This is a genomic window from Tropicimonas isoalkanivorans, assembly GCF_900112335.1.
Classification (GTDB): domain Bacteria; phylum Pseudomonadota; class Alphaproteobacteria; order Rhodobacterales; family Rhodobacteraceae; genus Tropicimonas; species Tropicimonas isoalkanivorans.
The window spans coordinates 387,523-405,937 of the sequence record NZ_FOLG01000002.1 but is presented as its reverse complement, the minus strand read 5'-3'; the positions used below and the strand labels follow the sequence as shown (position 1 = coordinate 405,937).

Genomic DNA, 18,415 nt, shown 5'->3' with positions numbered 1-18,415 from the left:
CAATGATTCCGGTGCGCGGTGTCGAGGGCCAGACCGTCCTCATCCTCGGTCTCGGCCGATCCGGCCTAACGGCGGCACGCGCGGTCGCCGCGGGTGGCGGCACGCCGCTCTGTTGGGACGACGGCGCAGCGGGGCGCCAACGGGCGGAGGAGGAGGGGTTCACCCTGCACGATCCCACCCGCCCCGGAGCGCTCGACGCCGTCTCCCTGCTCGTCACCTCGCCCGGCATCCCGCACCTCTACCCCGCGCCGCACAAGGCAATCGCCGCCGCCCTGCGCGCCGGGGTTCCGGTGGACAATGACATCGGCCTCTTCTTCCGCTCCCTCGCCACAGGCGACTGGGACAGGTTCGACGTGGCCCCCAAGGTCGTGGCCGTCACCGGCTCCAACGGCAAGTCCACAACCTCCGCCCTGATCGCGCACCTGCTGGCGAGCGCGGGCCGCGAGGTTCAGCTCGCGGGCAACATCGGCCGCGGCGTGCTGGACATCGACCCGCCCGGCGACGGGGGCGTCGTCGTGCTCGAACTCAGCTCCTACCAGACGGACCTCGCCCGGGCGCTCACCCCCGACATCGCCGTTTTCACCAACCTCTCCCCGGACCATCTGGACCGCCACGCCGGCCTGGGCGGCTATTTCGCCGCCAAGCGCCGCCTCTTTGCCGAGGGCGGACCGGATCGCGCGGTGATCGGTGTGGACGAGGACGAAGGGCTGTTCCTGGCCGGCCAGCTCTCCGTCGGCCCGGCGGACGACCGGGTGATCCGGGTCTCCTCCGGCCAGAAACTCGGCGGGCCCGGCTGGTCCGTCAGCGCCCGCAAGGGCTTCCTGTCCGAGATGCGCAAGGGCCGGCAGACCGCCTCCATCGACCTGCGCGGGGTGCGCGGCCTACCCGGGGCCCACAACCACCAGAACGCCTGCGCCGCCTACGCCGCCGTCCGCGCCCTCGGCCTCGCGCCCCGCACGATCGAAGCCGGCCTGCACAGCTTCTCCGGCCTGCCGCACCGCAGCCAGCTCATCGCCGAGGCCGCCGGGGTGACCTTCGTCAACGACTCCAAGGCCACCAACGTCGACAGCGCGGCAAAGGCCCTCCAGGCCTTCCAACGCATCCGCTGGATCTGCGGCGGGCTGGAAAAGGAAGGCGGGCTCTCGGCCCTGCACCCCCATTTCGGCAGCGTTCTCAAGGCCTACGTCATCGGCCGCGAGGCGGAGCATTTCGCCCTCGAACTGGGCGACGGGGTGGAAAGCGAGATCTGCGGCTCCATGGAGGTCGCCGTGGCGCGGGCCACGGCGGAGGCGACGTCGGGCGATACCGTGCTGCTCGCCCCCGCCGCCGCGAGCTTCGACCAGTACGACAACTTCGAGCAGCGTGGCGAGGATTTCACCGCGCGGGTGCGGGCCGCACTTAACACGTAGCCACGGCCCCGGGATCAATCCGGGTGCCGCAGCCTGTCCATCAGCCCCGCCTTGACCGCCTCGGCATGGATCACCCCGAGCTGCGCCGGCACCCGCCTCAGCCCGAGGATCCGCGCGATGATTAGCCGGTGAACCCCGCCGCCGGCCTTCAGCGGCGTGCCGTCCCGCGCGATATGAATGTAGATCGCCCCGTGTTCGCGCCTGAAATAACTGTCGAGTTCATGCCGGCGCCGAAACCGCCCCAGTTCCCTCGTTTCTGCGTATAGCTGGTCGAGGTCCGCATAGCGCTCCTCCAACTCGGCGAGGCTGCGCATCCCGTCGGCCGTGCCTTTGCGGTGGATGTCCGCCATCAGGTAATCGTAGATGCCCGTCTCTTCCCACGGCACGCCGTCCCGGAAATGCGCGATACAGGCGATCTCCTTCGTGCCGTTCTTCAGCGGCGTCACCGACAGGTCCCAGTCGCCGCCCTTGACGAGCCCGGAGTGCGACCGCCGGAAAACCGGGGCCTCCGCGTTCCGCCGGCTGCTATAGGCAAACCGCACCGCATCGGGATCGACAAAGACGCACTCGTCCGACTGCGGCGCATCGCGGCCATACATGGCGCGGTTCTTCAGGTCCCGGACGACCTTCAACGGCACCTTGGCTTCGATGGTTCGCGGCAGGTTGGCGAGAGATACGGTTGGGGGGAGCTGTCGCAGCATGTCCGGACTGGCCTGAAGGGTGTCACAGAAGGTTCACATTCGGACCCGCCGGTCAAGCCATTGGGAGGCGCACCGCCCGATCCCGATACGCCGGACGCAACGGCACCCTGCGTCTCCCACCACGCGTCCGCCTCCCGGGCGGCAGGTCCGTCCTGGACGTAAGCCCCTTTTTTTCTGGCAGTATCAGCGGATTCCCGCTATGGTTCCTGTGAGCAGACCCGACAAATCGGGCGGCAGAGGCAGTGTAGCGGTACTTCCATGACGGAAATGGTTTACGGGAGCGTGCCCGTACGCGGGGGTGATCCGGTTCTTCCCCGGTGGTGGCGCACGGTCGACAAATGGTCGATTTCGGCGATCCTCATGCTTTTCGGCACGGGGCTGCTTCTGGGGCTTGCAGCCTCGCCGCCGCTGGCCGCACGCAACGGGCTGGCCTCCTTCCACTATGTGGAGCGGCAGGTCTTTTTCGGCGGCGTGGCGCTCGTCACCATGCTGATCGTCTCCATGATGTCGCCGTCGGTCGTCCGCCGGCTGGCGGTTCTGGGCTTTCTCGCCGCCTTCGTCTCGCTGCTCCTGCTGCCCTTCCTCGGGACGGATTTCGGCAAGGGCGCGGTGCGCTGGTACTCGTTGGGGTTCACCTCGTTCCAGCCGTCCGAATTCCTGAAACCCGCGTTCGTGGTCCTGGCCGGCTGGCTCATGGCCGCCAGTCAGGAGGTCGCCGGCCCGCCGGGCAAGTCGATCTCCTTCGCCATCGTCGCCGTGATCGTGGGCCTTCTGGCGCTCCAGCCCGATTTCGGGCAGGCGGCGCTGATCCTCTTCGCCTGGGGCGTGATGTACTTCGTTGCCGGTGCGCCGATGTTCCTGATGGTCAGCATCGCTGGCGGCGTCGTCGCCTTCGGCATGTTCGCCTACAGCGCTTCCGAACACTTCGCCCGCCGGATCGACGGCTTCCTCTCACCGGAGGTCGACCCGCGCACGCAGCTCGGCTACGCGACCAACGCCATTCAGGAAGGCGGCTTCTTCGGCGTCGGCGTGGGCGAGGGGCAGGTGAAGTGGTCGCTTCCCGATGCCCACACCGATTTCATCATCGCCGTCGCGGCGGAGGAATACGGCCTCATCCTCGTGCTGTTCATCATCGCGCTCTACACGACCGTCGTCGTCCGCTCGCTCTTCCGTCTGATGCGGGAGCGGGACCCCTTCATCCGGCTCGCGGGCACCGGGCTTGCCTGCATGTTCGGCGTTCAGGCGATGATCAACATGGGCGTCGCGGTGCGGCTCCTGCCCGCCAAGGGCATGACGCTCCCCTTCGTCTCCTACGGTGGCTCGTCGCTCATCGCGGGCGGGATCGCGGTCGGGATGCTGCTCGCCTTCACCCGGCAGCGGCCGCAAGGCGAAATCGCCGACATCTTCCAGCGGCGGGGGCGGTGATGGCCGCCCGCCAGCCCCTCGCAATCATCGCCGCGGGCGGCACGGGCGGGCACATGTTCCCGGCACAAGCGTTGGCGGAGGCGCTGCTGGCGCGCGGCTGGCGCGTGCGGCTCTCCACCGACGCGCGCGGCGCGCGCTACGCCGGCGGCTTCCCCGACGCGGTTCAGATCGTCGAGGTCGCCTCGGCCACCTTTGCCCGTGGCGGCGCGCTGGCCAAGGCCGTCGTGCCGGTGCGCATCGCCGCCGGCGCCGTGGGGGCCACGGCCCGGATGCTGTGGGACCGCCCCGCCGTGGTCGTGGGCTTCGGCGGCTACCCGGCAATTCCCGCCATGGCCGCCGCCTGGGCGCTGCGGCTGCCCCGGATGATCCACGAACAGAACGGCGTGCTGGGACGCGTCAACGAGATCTTCGCCCCGCGCGTCAACGCGGTGGCCTGCGGCACGTGGCCAACGACGCTCCCCGAGGGCGTGGAGGGCTACCACACCGGCAATCCCGTGCGGGCGGCGGTCATGGAACGGGCGGGCGCGCCCTACATCCCGCCGGGGGACTACCCCATGTCGATTCTCGTAATCGGCGGCAGCCAGGGCGCGCGCATCCTGTCGGACATGGTGCCCGCCGCCATCGCCGCTCTCCCGCCGGACCTGTTGCGGCACGTCCGCGTTGCCCATCAGGCGCGCGGGGAGGATCACGACCGTGTCACCGCCTTCTACGCCGAGCACGCCATCGACGCCGAGGTGGAACCCTTCTTCGACGACGTCCCCCGCCGCCTCAGCGAGGCGCAGCTCGTGATTTCCCGCTCCGGCGCCTCCTCCGTGGCTGACATCTCGGTCATCGGCCGCCCCTCGATCCTCGTGCCCTACGCCGCCGCGGCGGGGGACCACCAGGCCGCCAACGCCCGCGGCCTCGCGGAGGCCGAAGCCGCCATCGTGATCCCGGAATCCCGGCTTGCGGTCGAAACGCTTTCCGAGCACATAGCCGCGATCCTGGCGCACCCCTCGGCCGCGATAAAAATGGCGCATAACGCGCTTGGCCAGGGGCGCCCGGACGCGACGGATACACTCGTCGCGATGGTCGAAGAACTGTCCGGCACCACAACGGCACCCCAGGGGCAGGAGCAGACATGATGGACGGAAGTACGCTGATGAACGCAGTCACCAAACTGCCCACCGACGTGGGCCCCATCCACTTCGTCGGGATCGGCGGCATCGGCATGTCTGGCATCGCGGAGGTTCTGCTGACCCACGGCTACACCGTCCAGGGCTCCGACCTAAAGGCAAGCAAGATCACCGACCGCCTGCAAACCCTCGGCGCCCGGATCTGCATCGGCCAGAAGGAGGAAAACCTCGCCGACGCCGCCGTCGTCGTCATCTCCTCCGCCATCAAGCCGGGGAACCCCGAGCTCGACGGCGCCCGCGCCCGTGGCCTGCCGGTGGTGCGCCGGGCCGAGATGCTGGCCGAACTCATGCGGCTCAAGTCCAATGTGGCAGTCGCCGGAACGCACGGCAAGACGACCACGACGACCATGGTCGCCACGCTGCTGGATGCCGGCGGCATCGACCCCACCGTCATCAACGGCGGCATCATCCACGCCTACGGCTCGAACGCACGCGCGGGGCAGGGCGAGTGGATGGTGGTGGAGGCCGACGAGAGCGACGGCACCTTCAATCGCCTGCCCGCCACCATCGCGATCATCACCAACATCGACCCCGAGCACATGGAGCACTGGGGCTCCATCGAGAACCTCCGCCAGGGGTTCTACGACTTCGTCTCCAACATCCCGTTCTACGGCCTCGCCGTCTGCTGCACGGACCATCCGGAGGTCCAGGCCCTCGTCGGCCGGATCACCGACCGCAAGGTCACCACCTTCGGCTTCAACGCCCAGGCCGACGTGCGCGCCGTGAACCTCACCTACAAGGCCGGCGTCGCGCACTTCGACATCCAGCTCCGCGCCGACGGCACGATGATCGAGGGTTGCACCCTGCCCATGCCGGGGGACCATAACGTCTCCAACGCGCTCGCCGCCGTCGCGGTCGCCCGCCACCTCGGGATGAAGCGCGACGAAATCCGCGAGGCGCTCGCCAACTTCGGCGGGGTCAACCGCCGCTTCACCCGCGTCGGCGAAGTGAACGGCGTGACGATCATCGACGACTACGGCCACCACCCGGTGGAAATCGCCGCCGTGCTGAAGGCCGCGCGTCAGGCGACCGAGGGCCGGGTGATCGCCGTGCACCAGCCGCACCGCTATTCGCGCCTGTCGAGCCTCTTCGACGACTTCTGCGCCTGTTTCAACGAGGCCGACGTGGTGGCCATCGCCGAGGTCTACGCCGCGGGCGAGGCGCCCATCGAGGGCGCCGACCGGGACGCGCTGGTCGCGGGCCTGATCCGTCACGGCCACCGCCACGCCCGGGCACTGCTCAGCGAGGACGACCTGGAGCGTCTGGTCCGCGAACAGACCCAGCCCGGCGACATGGTCGTCTGCCTCGGCGCCGGCACGATCTCGGCCTGGGCCAACAACCTGCCAGAGCGGTTGGCCAAGTAACCAAGGATGCCCCGGGTGGGGAGCGCCCGGGGCCCGTAAGGGGAGATGCGCGATGAACGCGCTGTTTTGGGGATGCATCTGGGTCGTTGCGGCAACGGTCGTGGCGGTCCTGCCCATGCGGTACCAGTACGTGCCGGGGGTCGGGCTGCTGCTGGCGGCGCCGATCCTGATCTGGCAGATTGGGGCGGCCTACGGCTGGCCGGCGCTGCTCGTGGCTGCCTTCGCCTTCGCCTCGATGTTCCGCAAACCGCTGCGTTACTTTGCGCTGCGGGCGGTCGGCCGCAGTCGCGAGGACGCCCGGAGCCAGGTCACCGGGGAGGTCACGCGATGAGCACGTCCCTCACCCTCGCCTGCCTCTGGGCCGTCGTCGCCACACTGATCGCGATGATCCCCTCGCGCCACAACCACTGGCCTCAGGCGGCCGTGCTGATTGCCGTGGGCATCCCGCTGCTGGGATACGTCACCTACGAAAACGGCCCGCTGGCCGGCCTCGTCGTCTTCGTCGCCGGCGCCTCCATCCTGCGCTGGCCGCTTTTTTATCTCTGGCGCTGGTCGCGGCGTCAAACCGGCGGCGACCGATCCCCGCCCGTCGAAATGGCGGACCGCCGGCCGGACGCGTGACCCTCTCGCGCGCCCCGCTGCCGACCCCCGCACACCGGTACGTCTGACCGAAAACCAAATGGCCGCGCCCTCTTCCGGGAGGGCGTGGAGCCCCAGCCGACCCGCGCGATGTATGGTGCCTTTACCTGGAACTGATGTGCCGCTGGAGAGGCCGCAATGCGCCCTCCCGGGGGAGGGGGCGAAGCGCTGTAGCACACGCCGCACGGGCGTCCCTCGAAGATGCTGGATGCCGCCGAAAAACTGGCTCCACTTGCAAACCTTCCGTGGTCCGGGCCACCAGCCCGGTCGCGCCCGACCCTCCGGGCGGGACGGCACATTGCGCTGCCACCCGTCGCATGAACACGTCCGGGGCTTCGCGATGAAACGCTGACCACCACCAGGGCATGGCACCCGCCCAGTCTCGAGCACGGCCCTACAATCAAGAACTGTCCCCGCTTTGCCGGGCGCGTCCCCTCCGATCTTCCTTGGCCCGGGCGTCCAGCCCGGGCCGCGCCCGACCCTCCGGGCGGGAGGGTGCATGTCGATGTCGCACGTCGCATGAATGCGTCCGGGGCTTTGGGATAAATCGCTGACCACCGTCGCAGCATGGCGCCCTCCCAGACTCGAGCACGGCCCACCGATTAAGAACCGTCTCCGCTTTGCCGGGCGCGTCCCCTCCGATCTCCCTTGGCCCGGGCGTCCAGCCCGTGCCGCGCCCGCCCCCCCGAGCGGGAGGGCACATGGCGATGTCGCCCGTCGCATGAATGCGTCCGGGGCTTTGGGATAAATTGCTGACCACCGGCGAAGCATGGCGTCGTCCCAGGGTCGGCCACTGCCCTCCTACCTCCGCACATCTCCACTTTGTTGGTCGCGTCAGGGGCCCGTTTTCATTGACCGTTGGATCTGTGGTCTCCTGCAATTTGGGCGGAAGGGCGCAAGGGCCGTGGAGGGCGGGAACTGCAGCCGCCCCATCGAGATGCTACCGTTGTGCGCGTCACCTGCCATTCGGGCTCCGCCCGGTCAACGCCCGTGAGGGGTGCATGGCGATGTCGCCCGCCGCACGAACCGAGGCCGGGGGTCTGGATTAAGCGCGGACCACAGGCGCCGCGTCGCGCTCTCCCAAAGTCGGTGGCGGCCCTGCCGTCTGCTCAGTTGGCCGCATCAGGCGTCATTCTCAACGATCCCTGACTCCGTGCCCCTCCGAAATCCCGGTTGGGAGGCCGCATGGGCTTTACGAATACGGCGGGAACAGAGCCCGTGGCTTCGGGATACATCGTCGACCACAGGCGGTGTGGCGCGCCCATGCAGCGTCGAGCGTGGCTCTCCAGTCGCCGCGCCGCTAGGCAACGTCGGCGGACACCAGCCTTAACAAATCCTGAATCCGTCTCCGCAACGCATTGAAATCATTCTAACATCGCCTCGCCCCACCCGTGGTACATTCCCTTTCTGCCAGCCTCGACCACCCCGACCCCTCTCGACACCCGTCCACCCCGCCGCTATTTGCCGGCCCAACACCCCCCAAGAGGAGCGCCCATGGCGACGCCCGACCAGATCGAGACCCGCGGGGCCCTGACCCCCGACCGGCCGCTGTCCGGCCTCACCTGGCTCCGTGTCGGCGGCCCGGCGGACTGGCTCTTCCAGCCCGCCGACCGGGAGGACCTCTGCCGGTTTCTCTCCCAGCTCGATCCCTCCATCCCCGTCTTTCCCATCGGGGTCGGCTCCAACCTGATCGTCCGGGACGGCGGCATCCGCGGCGTGGTGATCCGGCTCGGCCGCGGCTTCAATTCCATCGAGACCGGCGCGGACACCGTCACCGCCGGGGCCGCCGCCCTCGATGCCCACGTCGCCCGCAAGGCGGCGGAGGCGGGGCTGGACCTGACCTTCCTGCGCACCATCCCCGGCGCCATCGGCGGAGCGGTGCGGATGAACGCGGGCTGCTACGGGACCTACATCGCCGATCACCTGATCGAGGCCGAGGCCGTCACCCGCGACGGCCAGCCGGTCACCATGACCCCGGACGACCTCAATTTCGCCTACCGGCAGACCGCCCTTCCGCCCGATTGGCTCATCACCCGCGCCACATTCCGCGCCGCGCCAGGCGACCCCGCAGAGCTTGCGGCCCGTATGGAGGCCCAACTCGCCCGCCGCGACGAGACCCAGCCGACAAAGGACCGCTCCGCCGGTTCCACGTTCCGCAATCCGGCCGGCTACAGCTCCACCGGCCAGCCCGACGACAGCCACGATCTGAAGGCGTGGAAACTGATCGACGACGCCGGCCTGCGCGGCAAGAGGCTTGGCGGCGCACAGATGTCGGAAAAGCACTCCAACTTCCTGATAAACGCCGAGAATGCCACCGCCGCGGACCTCGAGGAACTGGGCGAGCTCGTGCGGAAAAAGGTTTACCGGGAAAGCGGAATTCAGCTAGAGTGGGAAATCATGAGGGTTGGAGATCGGCCCTCCGAAAAAATCTGACCCGAAACGGGCATCAGTGCAGGCGGTGAAGCCGCGCAAGCCGCGCGGATTTCGCATCATAACAAGGGCCAAAGGCCCAGCGAACGAGGCGGGCATGTCGAGCAGGGCATCCCCGAGAGTGGCGGTCCTCCTGGGAGGGCCTTCGGCAGAGCGCGAGGTTTCGCTCTCTTCCGGGCGTGAATGCGCCGCAGCGCTCCGGGGCGAAGGATTCGAAGTTGTAGAGATCGACGCCGGGCGGGATCTGCCGGCGCGCCTCGCAGAGGTTGCGCCCGATGTCGTTTTTAACGGCCTGCACGGCCGCTGGGGCGAGGACGGGTGTGTGCAGGGCCTGCTCGAATGGCTGGGCCTCCCCTACACGCACTCGGGCGTGCTTGCTTCGGCACTGGCGATGGACAAGGAGCGGACCAAGGCCGCCTATCGCGCCGCCGGCCTGCCGGTGGCCGAGAGCCGCCTGGCCCCCGCCGAGGACGTGCGGGCCCGGCACGTGATGGAGCCGCCTTACGTGGTGAAGCCCTACAACGAGGGCTCCTCTGTCGGCGTCTATCTGGTGCACGAGGCGGCCAACGGCCCCCCGCAGCTTGCCGCCGATATGCCCGAGGTGGTGATGGTGGAGCGCTTCGCTCCCGGACGCGAATTGACCACGACCGTCATGGGCGACCGCCCCCTCACCGTGACAGACATTCTGACCGACGGCTGGTACGACTATGATGCAAAGTACAAGCCCGGCGGGTCCCGTCACGAGGTTCCGGCCAACATTCCCGCCGATGTCTTCGACTCGTGTCTGGACTACGCTTTGCGGGCTCATCAGGCGCTTGGATGTCGCGGGATCTCCCGCACCGATTTCCGTTGGGATGAAGGTCGCGGGCTGGACGGGCTTGTCCTGCTGGAGACCAACACGCAGCCGGGCATGACGCCCACGTCACTCGCGCCCGAACAGGCCGCCGTCTCCGGTATTCCGTTCGGCGCATTCTGCCGTTGGATCGTGGAGGACGCATCGTGCAATCGGTGAGCCGATCGCCCGCCCGACACGACCCCGCGCCGTCTCGGCTGTCCTACCGAATGAACCGGCTCTGGCTTACACCGGCCTTCCACCGGGTCCTTCGGCTAGGCCTGCCGGTGCTGATCGTCGTTGCATCCATCGCCTGGTATGTCAGCGACGCCGAGCGGCTGGCGCAGATATCTGAGAAGGTGGAGGAAACCCGCCGCGCAATCGAGCAGCGCCCCGAATTCATGGTCAACGTCATGTCTGTTCAGGGCGCGTCTCCGGAACTGTCCGACGCCGTTCGAGACGTTCTGGCTCTGCGTCTCCCGATGTCTTCTTTTGATATGGACCTCGAGGCGATGCGCCAGAAGGTCCTGGATTTCAACGCGGTGGCCGATGCGCACCTGCGGGTTCGGCCGGGTGGCGTGCTGGCGGTGGAGATCGCCGAGCGGGTGCCGGCGGTGCTCTGGCGGCACCAGCACGGCCTGAGCCTGCTGGACGCGGAGGGTGAGATGGTGGCCGGCACGTCCGGGCGCGGCGATTGGCCCGACCTGCCGCTGGTCGCGGGGAAGGGGGCGGAAGACGTCATTCCCGAGGCCCTTGCCCTTATCGAAACGGCCGCACCGATCAAGGAGCGCCTGCGCGGGCTGGTGCGCATGGGCGAGCGCCGCTGGGATGTCGTGCTGGACCGCAACCAGCGGATCATGCTGCCGGAAAAGGACGCCGTCTCGACCCTGGAGGCCCTCCTGGCCTTGGCCGAACAGCAGCAGATGCTGGAGCGCGACGTCACGGTGATCGACTTTCGCAGTCCCCGCCGGCCCACCCTCAGGCTGAACCGAAACGCGGTCATCGAACTGCGGAACATAAGAGATCCCGAGTCCGGAGACACCCTGCCATGACCGATCTTTACCAGTCCCAACGTGCCATGCGGCGGATGCGCAAGCAGGCGATGGATCGCGGCGTGATCGCGATCCTGGACGTTGGGTCCTCCAAGATCGCCTGCCTCGTGCTGCGCTTCGATGGCTCCGAGAAGTTTCGGGGCGCGGACGGGGTGGGCTCGTTGGCAGGGCAGTCGAGCTTTCGGGTGATCGGCGCGGCCACCACCCGCTCCCGCGGCGTCACCTTCGGCGAGATCACCGCGATGCAGGAAACCGAACGCGCCATTCGGACCGCTGTTCAGGGGGCGCAGAAGATGGCCGGGGTGCGTGTCGACCACGTGATCGCGTGTTTCGGCGGCGCGAGACCGCGCAGCTACGGGTTGGACGGCCGCATCGACCTGGCCGACAGCACGGTTTCGGAGGAGGATGTGGCGCGCGCTCTGTCCGCCTGCGTCGTGCCTGATTTCGGCGCCGAGAGGGAGGTGCTGCACGCGCAGCCGGTCAATTTCGCCATCGACCACCGCTCTGGCCTCTCCGATCCGCGCGGGCAGATGGGCAACGTGCTGGCCGTGGACATGCACCTGCTCACCGTCGATACGCGGTCGGTGCAGAACCTTCTGCACTGTATAAAGCGCTGTGACCTCGAACTCGCCGGGCTGGCCAGCTCCGCCTATGTCTCCGGCATTTCCGCGCTGGTCGAGGACGAACAGGAGCTGGGGTCGGCTTGTATCGACCTGGGCGGCGGGTCCACCGGTCTGTCGATCTTCATCAAGAAACACATGATCTATGCCGATACGGTGCGGATCGGCGGCGATCATATCAGCCAAGACATCTCAAAGGGGTTGAAGGTGCCGCTGAACGTGGCGGAGCGGATCAAGACGTTCTACGGCGGCGTGCTGGCCACCGGCATGGACGACCGGGAGATGATCGAGATCGGCGGCGACACCGGCGACTGGGAACACGACCGCCGCACCGTCAGCCGCGCGGAACTGATCGGCATCATGCGGCCCCGGGTGGAGGAGATCCTCGAAGAGGTGCGCGTGCGCCTCGATGCTTCGGGCTTCGAGCATCTGCCAGCGCGTCAGATCGTGCTTACCGGCGGAGCCAGCCAGATCCCGGGGCTGGACATGCTGGCCGGCAAAATCCTCGGTCAGCAGGTGCGCCTCGGGCGCCCGCTCCGCGTTCAAGGTCTGCCGCAGGCGGCGACAGGTCCGGCCTTCTCCTCTGCCGTCGGGCTCTGCCTGTTCGCCACGCACCCGCAGGACGAATGGTGGGATTTCGACATCCCCGCGGACCGCTATCCCGCGCGCTCGCTGAAACGGGCAGTGAAGTGGTTCCGGGACAACTGGTGACGTCTGGACGAAAGCTTCCGGAACCCCGGATCGCATCGCCGGCCAGAACCTGCCAAGTGTATAGCTTCGCACTGGATTTTGTGATGTGAAGCCGCTAGGCTGGAATGAAGAAGACCGCCCGCCGGCTAACCGGCGGCAGGCAGGCCGAGCAGCCGCCTGACATTGAAATTCCGCGCCGCCTGTCGGTGCCTTCCGCGCGCAGGTCGTTTGGCAGCGCGCCCTTAGTGTTTGGGAGCGGCCGAACCGCTATATGCAGGCAATTCAGGCAGATGCAGCGTGGCGACAGATTTTTTTTTCCATATTTTGTGGCATTTTTGCAATTTTTAGGTGACGCGACGGTGGCCGCAGCGTATGTTCACCGCAACGAATTTGGAATCTCGGGGGGGCCCGGGACAGGACAGGCAGACAACCGTCCGGCAACTGGGCGGCATAAACAGGCGGAGTAACTATGGCATTGAATCTCACCATGCCCCAGCAGGAAGAGCTCAAGCCGCGTATCACCGTATTCGGTGTGGGCGGCGCCGGTGGCAACGCGGTCAACAACATGATCGAGAAGAATCTCGAGGGTGTGGAGTTCGTCACCGCCAACACCGATGCTCAGGCGCTCCAGCAGAGCAACGCCCAGAACCGCATCCAGATGGGTGTGAAGGTTACTGAAGGTCTCGGCGCTGGCGCGCGCCCCACCGTCGGTGCCGCTGCCGCCGAGGAAACGATCGAGGAGATCGTGGATCATCTGGCCGGCGCACACATGTGCTTCATCACCGCTGGCATGGGCGGCGGTACGGGCACTGGCGCCGCCCCGATCATTGCGCAAGCCGCCCGTGAGCTTGGCGTGCTAACCGTCGGCGTCGTTACCAAGCCCTTCCAGTTCGAGGGCGCGAAACGGATGCGCCAGGCGGAAGATGGCGTCGATGCCCTTCAAAAGGTGGTCGATACCCTCATCATCATTCCCAACCAGAACCTGTTCCGGCTTGCCAACGAGAAGACGACCTTTACCGAGGCGTTCTCCATGGCCGATGACGTGCTCTATCAGGGTGTGAAGGGTGTGACGGACCTGATGGTGCGCCCGGGCCTTATCAACCTCGACTTCGCCGACGTCCGCTCGGTGATGGACGAGATGGGCAAGGCGATGATGGGCACCGGCGAAGCCGACGGCGAGGATCGCGCGATCCAGGCCGCCGAGGCCGCGATTGCCAACCCGCTGCTCGACGAGATCTCGCTGAAGGGCGCCAAGGGCGTGCTGATCAACATCACAGGCGGCTACGACCTGACCCTGTTCGAACTCGACGAGGCCGCCAACCGCATCCGCGAGGAAGTGGACCCGGATGCCAACATCATCGTCGGCTCCACGCTGGATACGGAGATGGAAGGCCGCATGCGGGTGTCTGTCGTTGCCACGGGGATCGACGCGACCCACGTAGTGCAGGACATTCCGCGCCCGTCGCGCAAGCTGCGTGAGCCTGTGTCGGCGGAGACCGCCGCAGCGGCGTCTCATGCGGCGGCTGCCGGAGCGGAGGCAGATCCGATTGCAGAGCCCGTCGCAGCTCGTGCGACTGCCCCTGCCGAGCGCGCGCGCCACAGGGATGAACCGTCGCTCTTCGCCGCGACGACGGATGACGATGACCTAGAGGACGATCTGCCGCCCCCGGCTTACCAGCCGCCAGCGTCGGACGCCTTCCCGCTGGTCGAGGCCGCAGACGAGGATGCCGCGGAGCACTACGTGGCCCCGCAACCCCGTCGCCCCGGTACGCCGAGCCCCGAGGCCCTGCAACGCTTGCAGGCCGCTGTGCGCAAGTCCGCCCCGGCGGGAGAGGGGGCGCAGCACCGTCAACCGGTGGAGCAGACCGCAGGCGAGAAGCGCGGCTTTGGCATCGGCACGCTGATCCATCGCATGTCCGGCCAGCCCGAGGCGGCCGCGGAGCGCCCCGCGCCGCACCCGTCCCGCCAACAGCCGCCGCAACTGCGCCAGCAGACCGCACGGCCGAGCCAGGCTTACGATGACGATCCCGATATGGACCCCGAACAGGAGCGTATCGAGATCCCCGCTTTCCTGCGCAGGCAGGCCAACTAATCCTGCCCCAGCAGGAAAACAGATAAAAAACCATCCCTCGTTAACCTCCTATGGGCCGGCTTGTCCGGCCCACTTTCTTTTTGCAATTTTAGATAGTTACCGCGCGACATTCGCATTTCGGCGGCGAATTGCCTACGGCGCGCTGACGGATGTTTCACACGGTTACAATGTTTGAATTGAGGTAAACCGCTTGCATCCGTATTTGCTTGCTAGCCGGCCCCTCCTGCCGGTGCGAGGAAAGACGAGACGTTGCAGACGACCCTGAAAACCAAGGTGACATTGATCGGCGAAGGCCTCCATTCCGGCCGGCCGGCGCGGATCACGCTCATGCCTGCACCCGCCGACAGTGGCATCGTTTTCCGCCGTACCGACGCGGTCACCGGAAGCCCGATCGTTCCGGCCCGGTGGGATGCGACCGAACATGTGCCGCTTTGCACGCGGCTCGTGAACGCCGACGGTGTCACCGTTTCGACGGTTGAGCATGTCATGGCGGCGCTTGCGGGGCTTGGGGTGCACAACGTGCGGATCGAGGTCAGCGGCCCCGAGGTTCCGATCCTAGACGGCAGCGCCGCGCCCTTCGTTCGGGCGGTGCTGAAAGCCGGTATCCAGCGTCTGTACGTGCCGCTTCGGGTCTTGCGTGTCTGCAAGCCCGTGGAGGTGCGCGAGGGCAACGCGGTGGCACGCCTTGAGCCGGCCGCGGAACTGCGCCTGGACTTCGAGATCGATTTCGAAGACGCCGCGATCGGTCATCAACGGTATTCGCTGAACATGGCCAACGGCGCCTTCGTGCGCGAGCTTTGCGACAGCCGCACCTTCTGCCGGTTGTCCGATGTGGCATACATGCGCGCCCACGGGTTGGCGCTTGGTGGGACGATGGACAACGCGGTGGTGGTCGAGGGCGAAAAGGTGCTGAGCCCCGGCGGATTGCGCCACGCCGACGAACCCGTGCGCCACAAGATGCTGGACGCCCTTGGCGACCTCTCGCTCGCTGGAGCGCCCATCCTTGGCCGCTATACCGGGATTCGGGCTGGCCACACGCTCACCAACCGGCTCGTGCGGGAACTTATGGCGACACCGGGAGCGGCGGAATGGACCGTGAGCGACGCTCGGATGGCGGCCCGCCTTCCTGGGGTGGGCGTTCGTCTCGCCGATCTTGCCGAGGTTGCCTGAACACAGTGGTTTCTTTACGAACGGAAATCCGGTGCAGACCCGTTTTGCACCGGATTTTTCTGTGCTAGACGGTTGCACGGCAGCCTCCAGAGAGGGGCCGGGGCAGGGAATTCGCAAGGGTCTCTAGGCATGGCGTCAGGTAGTATGACATTCCGGCTTTTGGGGGCCTTGGCGGTCGTCGCGACACTGGCAGCGTGCGGAGACAGGCCCGGTTTAGGGGCGAGTCGCGGCGTGCCGCTGGAGAACTTCACCGCCGAAGAAATCTACAAACGCGCCGAGTACGACCTGAACAACGGCGATGCCGACGACGCCGCCCAGCTTTTCGGCGAGATCGAGCGGCTTTATCCGTATTCGGAGTGGGCCAAGCGGGCGCTGATCATGCAGGCGTACTCGTATCACACCGACCGGGATTACGAGAACTCGCGCAGCTCGGCGCAGCGTTACATCGACTTTTACCCAGCCGACGAGGATGCGGCCTATGCCCAGTACCTGCTGGCGCTGAGCTATTATGACCAGATCGACGAGGTGGGCCGGGACCAGGGACTCACCTTCCAGGCGCTTCAGTCCCTCCGTGATGTGATCGAACTCTACCCGGACAGCGAATACGCCCGGTCCGCGATGCTGAAGTTCGATCTGGCCTTCGACCACCTGGCGGCCAAGGAGATGGAGATTGGCCGTTATTATTTGAAACGGCAGCATTATTCGGCGGCGATCAATCGATTCCGGGTTGTGGTCGAGGACTTCCAGACGACCACGCACACCGCGGAAGCGTTGCACCGACTGGTGGAGGCCTATCTCTCGCTGGGGTTGGTGGACGAGGCACAGACGGCGGGCGCGATCCTGGCCTACAACTTCCGTTCCACCACTTGGTACCAGGACAGCTACACCTTGCTTGTCGCCCGCGGGCTGCAGGCGCAGGCAAAGGGCGACAGCTGGCTGAACCAGGTGTATCGCCAGATGGTCGCCGGGCAGTGGCTCTGAGGGGTTGAAACGCGCCTTGAGGCGCGTGCCTCCGGCGGGGATATTTTCGGACACAAGACGCGCGGCCGGCGTGCGCCTGCGGCTGGCGTTCGTGCCGGCAGGCGCGGTAGAAGAGCGTCACCGGGGCTGGAAACTGAGGTGGGCGGATGCTGCGCGGGCTCGATATCCGTGACATGCTGATCATCGACCGGCTGGAGCTCGAGTTCCAGTCGGGTCTCAACGTGCTGACCGGTGAAACGGGCGCGGGCAAGTCGATCCTGCTGGATTCGCTCGGCTTCGTGCTGGGATGGCGCGGGCGGGCCGAGCTGGTCCGGGCTGGCGCGGCTCAGGGTGAGGTGACGGCCTGGTTCGACCTTGAGGACGGGCATCCGGCGCGGGCAGTCCTTCGGGAAGCGGGCCTGCCGGTGGCCGACGAACTGATCCTGCGGCGGGTAAACACCGCCGACGGGCGCAAAACGGCCTGGGTCAATGACCGGCGTACCTCCGGCGAGGTGTTGCGGCAACTCTCGTCGACCTTAGTGGAGTTGCATGGTCAGCACGACGACCGCGGTTTGCTCAATCCCCGGGGCCATCGCGAGTTGTTGGATGAATTCGCGGGCGCGGCTGGTGCCCTGGACGCAGTGCGCGCGGCCTGGACTGCGCGGCGCACCGCGGCTCAGGCCCTGGACGCCGCCGAGCAAAGGATTGCAGGGCTGCGGGCAGAGGAGGATTTTCTGCGCCATGCGGTCAAGGAACTGGAGGCGCTGGCGCCCGAGCCTGGCGAGGACGCCGAACTTGATGCACGCCGCCGTCTGATGCAGGCCGCCGAACGGGTGCGTGAGGACATCGCGCGCGCCCACGAGGCGGTGGCCGGGCAGGGAGCGGAAGGGTTGGTCTCCGATGCTCTGCGCTGGATCGATGGAGCGGCGGAGCACGTGGACGGCCGACTCGATGCGCCTTCCGCTGCTCTCGGACGGGCGCTGGAAGCCCTGGCGGAGGCGGAGCAAGGCATCGCGGATTGTGTGGAAAGCCTCGCCTTCGATCCGTCGGAACTGGACCGTGTGGCCGACCGTCTGTTCGCAATCCGCGAGATGGCCCGCAAACACAAGGTCCAGCCCGACGACCTGGCCGACAGGACAGACGTCCTTCGCAGCAAGCTCGCGGCGCTGGACGCCGGGGCGGGCGATCTTGCAGATCTGAAGGCCGCAAAAACGGCAGCGGAGGCGGAGCACGCTGCGGCCTGTGATCGCCTGAGCGAGATCCGCCGAACCGCCGCCAAGCGGCTGGACGCCGCCATGGCGGTCGAGCTTGCACCGCTCAAGATGGAACGGGCCGTTTTCACGACGGAAATCACGCCAGCCGATCCAGGACCCGACGGTCAGGACGCGGTACAGTTCACGGTAGCGACCAACCCCGGTGCCCCTTCCGGCCCCTTGAACCGCATTGCTTCTGGCGGCGAACTGTCGCGATTCCTACTCGCGTTGAAGGTTTGCCTGATGGGTGAGAGCCACGGGATGACGATGATATTCGACGAGATCGACCGCGGTGTCGGTGGGGCGACGGCCGATGCCGTCGGCCGCCGGCTCGCGACGCTTGCCGAACGGGCGCAGGTCCTCATCGTCACCCATTCTCCACAGGTCGCTGCCCTGGGCGGCCACCACTGGCGCGTCGAAAAGCGTGTCGCAGGGGATGCAACGCTCTCCACAGTCACACCGCTGGACCCAGCCGCACGTGTCGACGAACTGGCCCGAATGCTGGCTGGCGACCGCGTGACCGAGGAAGCGCGCGCGGCGGCGCGTGCGCTTCTGGATCGGTAAAAAACCGTCCGGCTTCTTGTTGGTCAAATACCCTCGGGG

At 67.2% G+C, this 18,415-nt stretch carries 15 protein-coding genes; 14 read left to right on the top strand and 1 reads right to left on the bottom strand.

Annotation, left to right across the window (positions count from 1 at the left end):
- Nucleotides 1-2 precede the first annotated feature (2 nt).
- The gene (murD, locus tag BM075_RS06175) at nucleotides 3-1,409 is read left to right on the top strand and encodes a UDP-N-acetylmuramoyl-L-alanine--D-glutamate ligase (RefSeq protein WP_093359772.1); all 1,407 of its coding nucleotides are present in this window, start codon (nucleotides 3-5) and stop codon (nucleotides 1,407-1,409) included.
- A gap of 14 nt (nucleotides 1,410-1,423) precedes the next feature.
- On the opposite strand, the gene BM075_RS06170 is transcribed toward murD, so the two are convergent.
- Complete coding sequence (locus BM075_RS06170; RefSeq protein WP_245758754.1) at nucleotides 1,424-2,110, bottom strand: hypothetical protein; 687 nt, start codon at nucleotides 2,108-2,110, stop codon at nucleotides 1,424-1,426.
- A gap of 258 nt (nucleotides 2,111-2,368) precedes the next feature.
- On the opposite strand from BM075_RS06170, the gene ftsW reads away from it, so the two are divergent.
- The 13 genes from ftsW (at nucleotide 2,369) to recN (ending at nucleotide 18,376) form a co-directional block, all read left to right on the top strand.
- Nucleotides 2,369-3,535, top strand: a complete 1,167-nt coding sequence (ftsW, locus tag BM075_RS06165; protein ID WP_093359771.1) for a putative lipid II flippase FtsW — start codon at nucleotides 2,369-2,371, stop codon at nucleotides 3,533-3,535.
- On the top strand, nucleotides 3,535-4,659 hold the full coding sequence (locus tag BM075_RS06160; RefSeq protein WP_093359770.1) for a UDP-N-acetylglucosamine--N-acetylmuramyl-(pentapeptide) pyrophosphoryl-undecaprenol N-acetylglucosamine transferase: 1,125 nt from the start codon (nucleotides 3,535-3,537) through the stop codon (nucleotides 4,657-4,659). The genes ftsW and BM075_RS06160 overlap by 1 nt, the downstream gene beginning before the upstream one ends.
- A 17-nt stretch (nucleotides 4,660-4,676) precedes the next feature.
- On the top strand, nucleotides 4,677-6,074 hold the full coding sequence (gene murC / locus BM075_RS06155; protein WP_177208271.1) for a UDP-N-acetylmuramate--L-alanine ligase: 1,398 nt from the start codon (nucleotides 4,677-4,679) through the stop codon (nucleotides 6,072-6,074).
- A 52-nt stretch (nucleotides 6,075-6,126) separates the two neighbouring features.
- Complete coding sequence (locus tag BM075_RS06150; RefSeq protein ID WP_093359768.1) at nucleotides 6,127-6,405, top strand: DUF2484 family protein; 279 nt, start codon at nucleotides 6,127-6,129, stop codon at nucleotides 6,403-6,405.
- Nucleotides 6,402-6,695, top strand: coding sequence for a DUF2484 family protein (locus tag BM075_RS06145; protein WP_093359767.1), 294 nt, complete (start codon nucleotides 6,402-6,404; stop codon nucleotides 6,693-6,695). Before BM075_RS06150 ends, BM075_RS06145 begins: the two co-directional genes overlap by 4 nt.
- 1,512 nt (nucleotides 6,696-8,207) lie before the next feature.
- Entirely contained in the window at nucleotides 8,208-9,146 is a 939-nt protein-coding gene (gene murB / locus BM075_RS06140; RefSeq protein WP_093359766.1) for a UDP-N-acetylmuramate dehydrogenase, read from the top strand.
- Nucleotides 9,147-9,240: 94 nt separating this feature from the next.
- Nucleotides 9,241-10,155, top strand: coding sequence for a D-alanine--D-alanine ligase (locus BM075_RS06135; protein ID WP_177208261.1), 915 nt, complete (start codon nucleotides 9,241-9,243; stop codon nucleotides 10,153-10,155).
- 50 nt (nucleotides 10,156-10,205) lie between these two features.
- Entirely contained in the window at nucleotides 10,206-11,027 is an 822-nt protein-coding gene (locus BM075_RS06130; RefSeq protein WP_093359764.1) for a cell division protein FtsQ/DivIB, read from the top strand.
- The gene (gene ftsA, locus BM075_RS06125) at nucleotides 11,024-12,358 is read left to right on the top strand and encodes a cell division protein FtsA (protein WP_093359763.1); all 1,335 of its coding nucleotides are present in this window, start codon (nucleotides 11,024-11,026) and stop codon (nucleotides 12,356-12,358) included. Before BM075_RS06130 ends, ftsA begins: the two co-directional genes overlap by 4 nt.
- A 448-nt stretch (nucleotides 12,359-12,806) precedes the next feature.
- On the top strand, nucleotides 12,807-14,429 hold the full coding sequence (gene ftsZ, locus BM075_RS06120) for a cell division protein FtsZ (RefSeq protein WP_093359762.1): 1,623 nt from the start codon (nucleotides 12,807-12,809) through the stop codon (nucleotides 14,427-14,429).
- Between the two features lie 249 nt (nucleotides 14,430-14,678).
- Nucleotides 14,679-15,599: a UDP-3-O-acyl-N-acetylglucosamine deacetylase gene (gene lpxC / locus BM075_RS06115; RefSeq protein ID WP_093359761.1), complete on the top strand. Its 921-nt coding sequence runs from the start codon at nucleotides 14,679-14,681 to the stop codon at nucleotides 15,597-15,599.
- Nucleotides 15,600-15,728: 129 nt separating this feature from the next.
- Nucleotides 15,729-16,580 carry an outer membrane protein assembly factor BamD gene (locus BM075_RS06110; protein WP_093359760.1) on the top strand — a complete coding sequence of 284 codons (852 nt, stop codon included), beginning with the start codon at nucleotides 15,729-15,731 and terminating at the stop codon, nucleotides 16,578-16,580.
- 146 nt (nucleotides 16,581-16,726) lie between these two features.
- On the top strand, nucleotides 16,727-18,376 hold the full coding sequence (recN, locus tag BM075_RS06105; protein ID WP_093359759.1) for a DNA repair protein RecN: 1,650 nt from the start codon (nucleotides 16,727-16,729) through the stop codon (nucleotides 18,374-18,376).
- The last annotated feature ends 39 nt before the right edge of the window (nucleotides 18,377-18,415 follow it).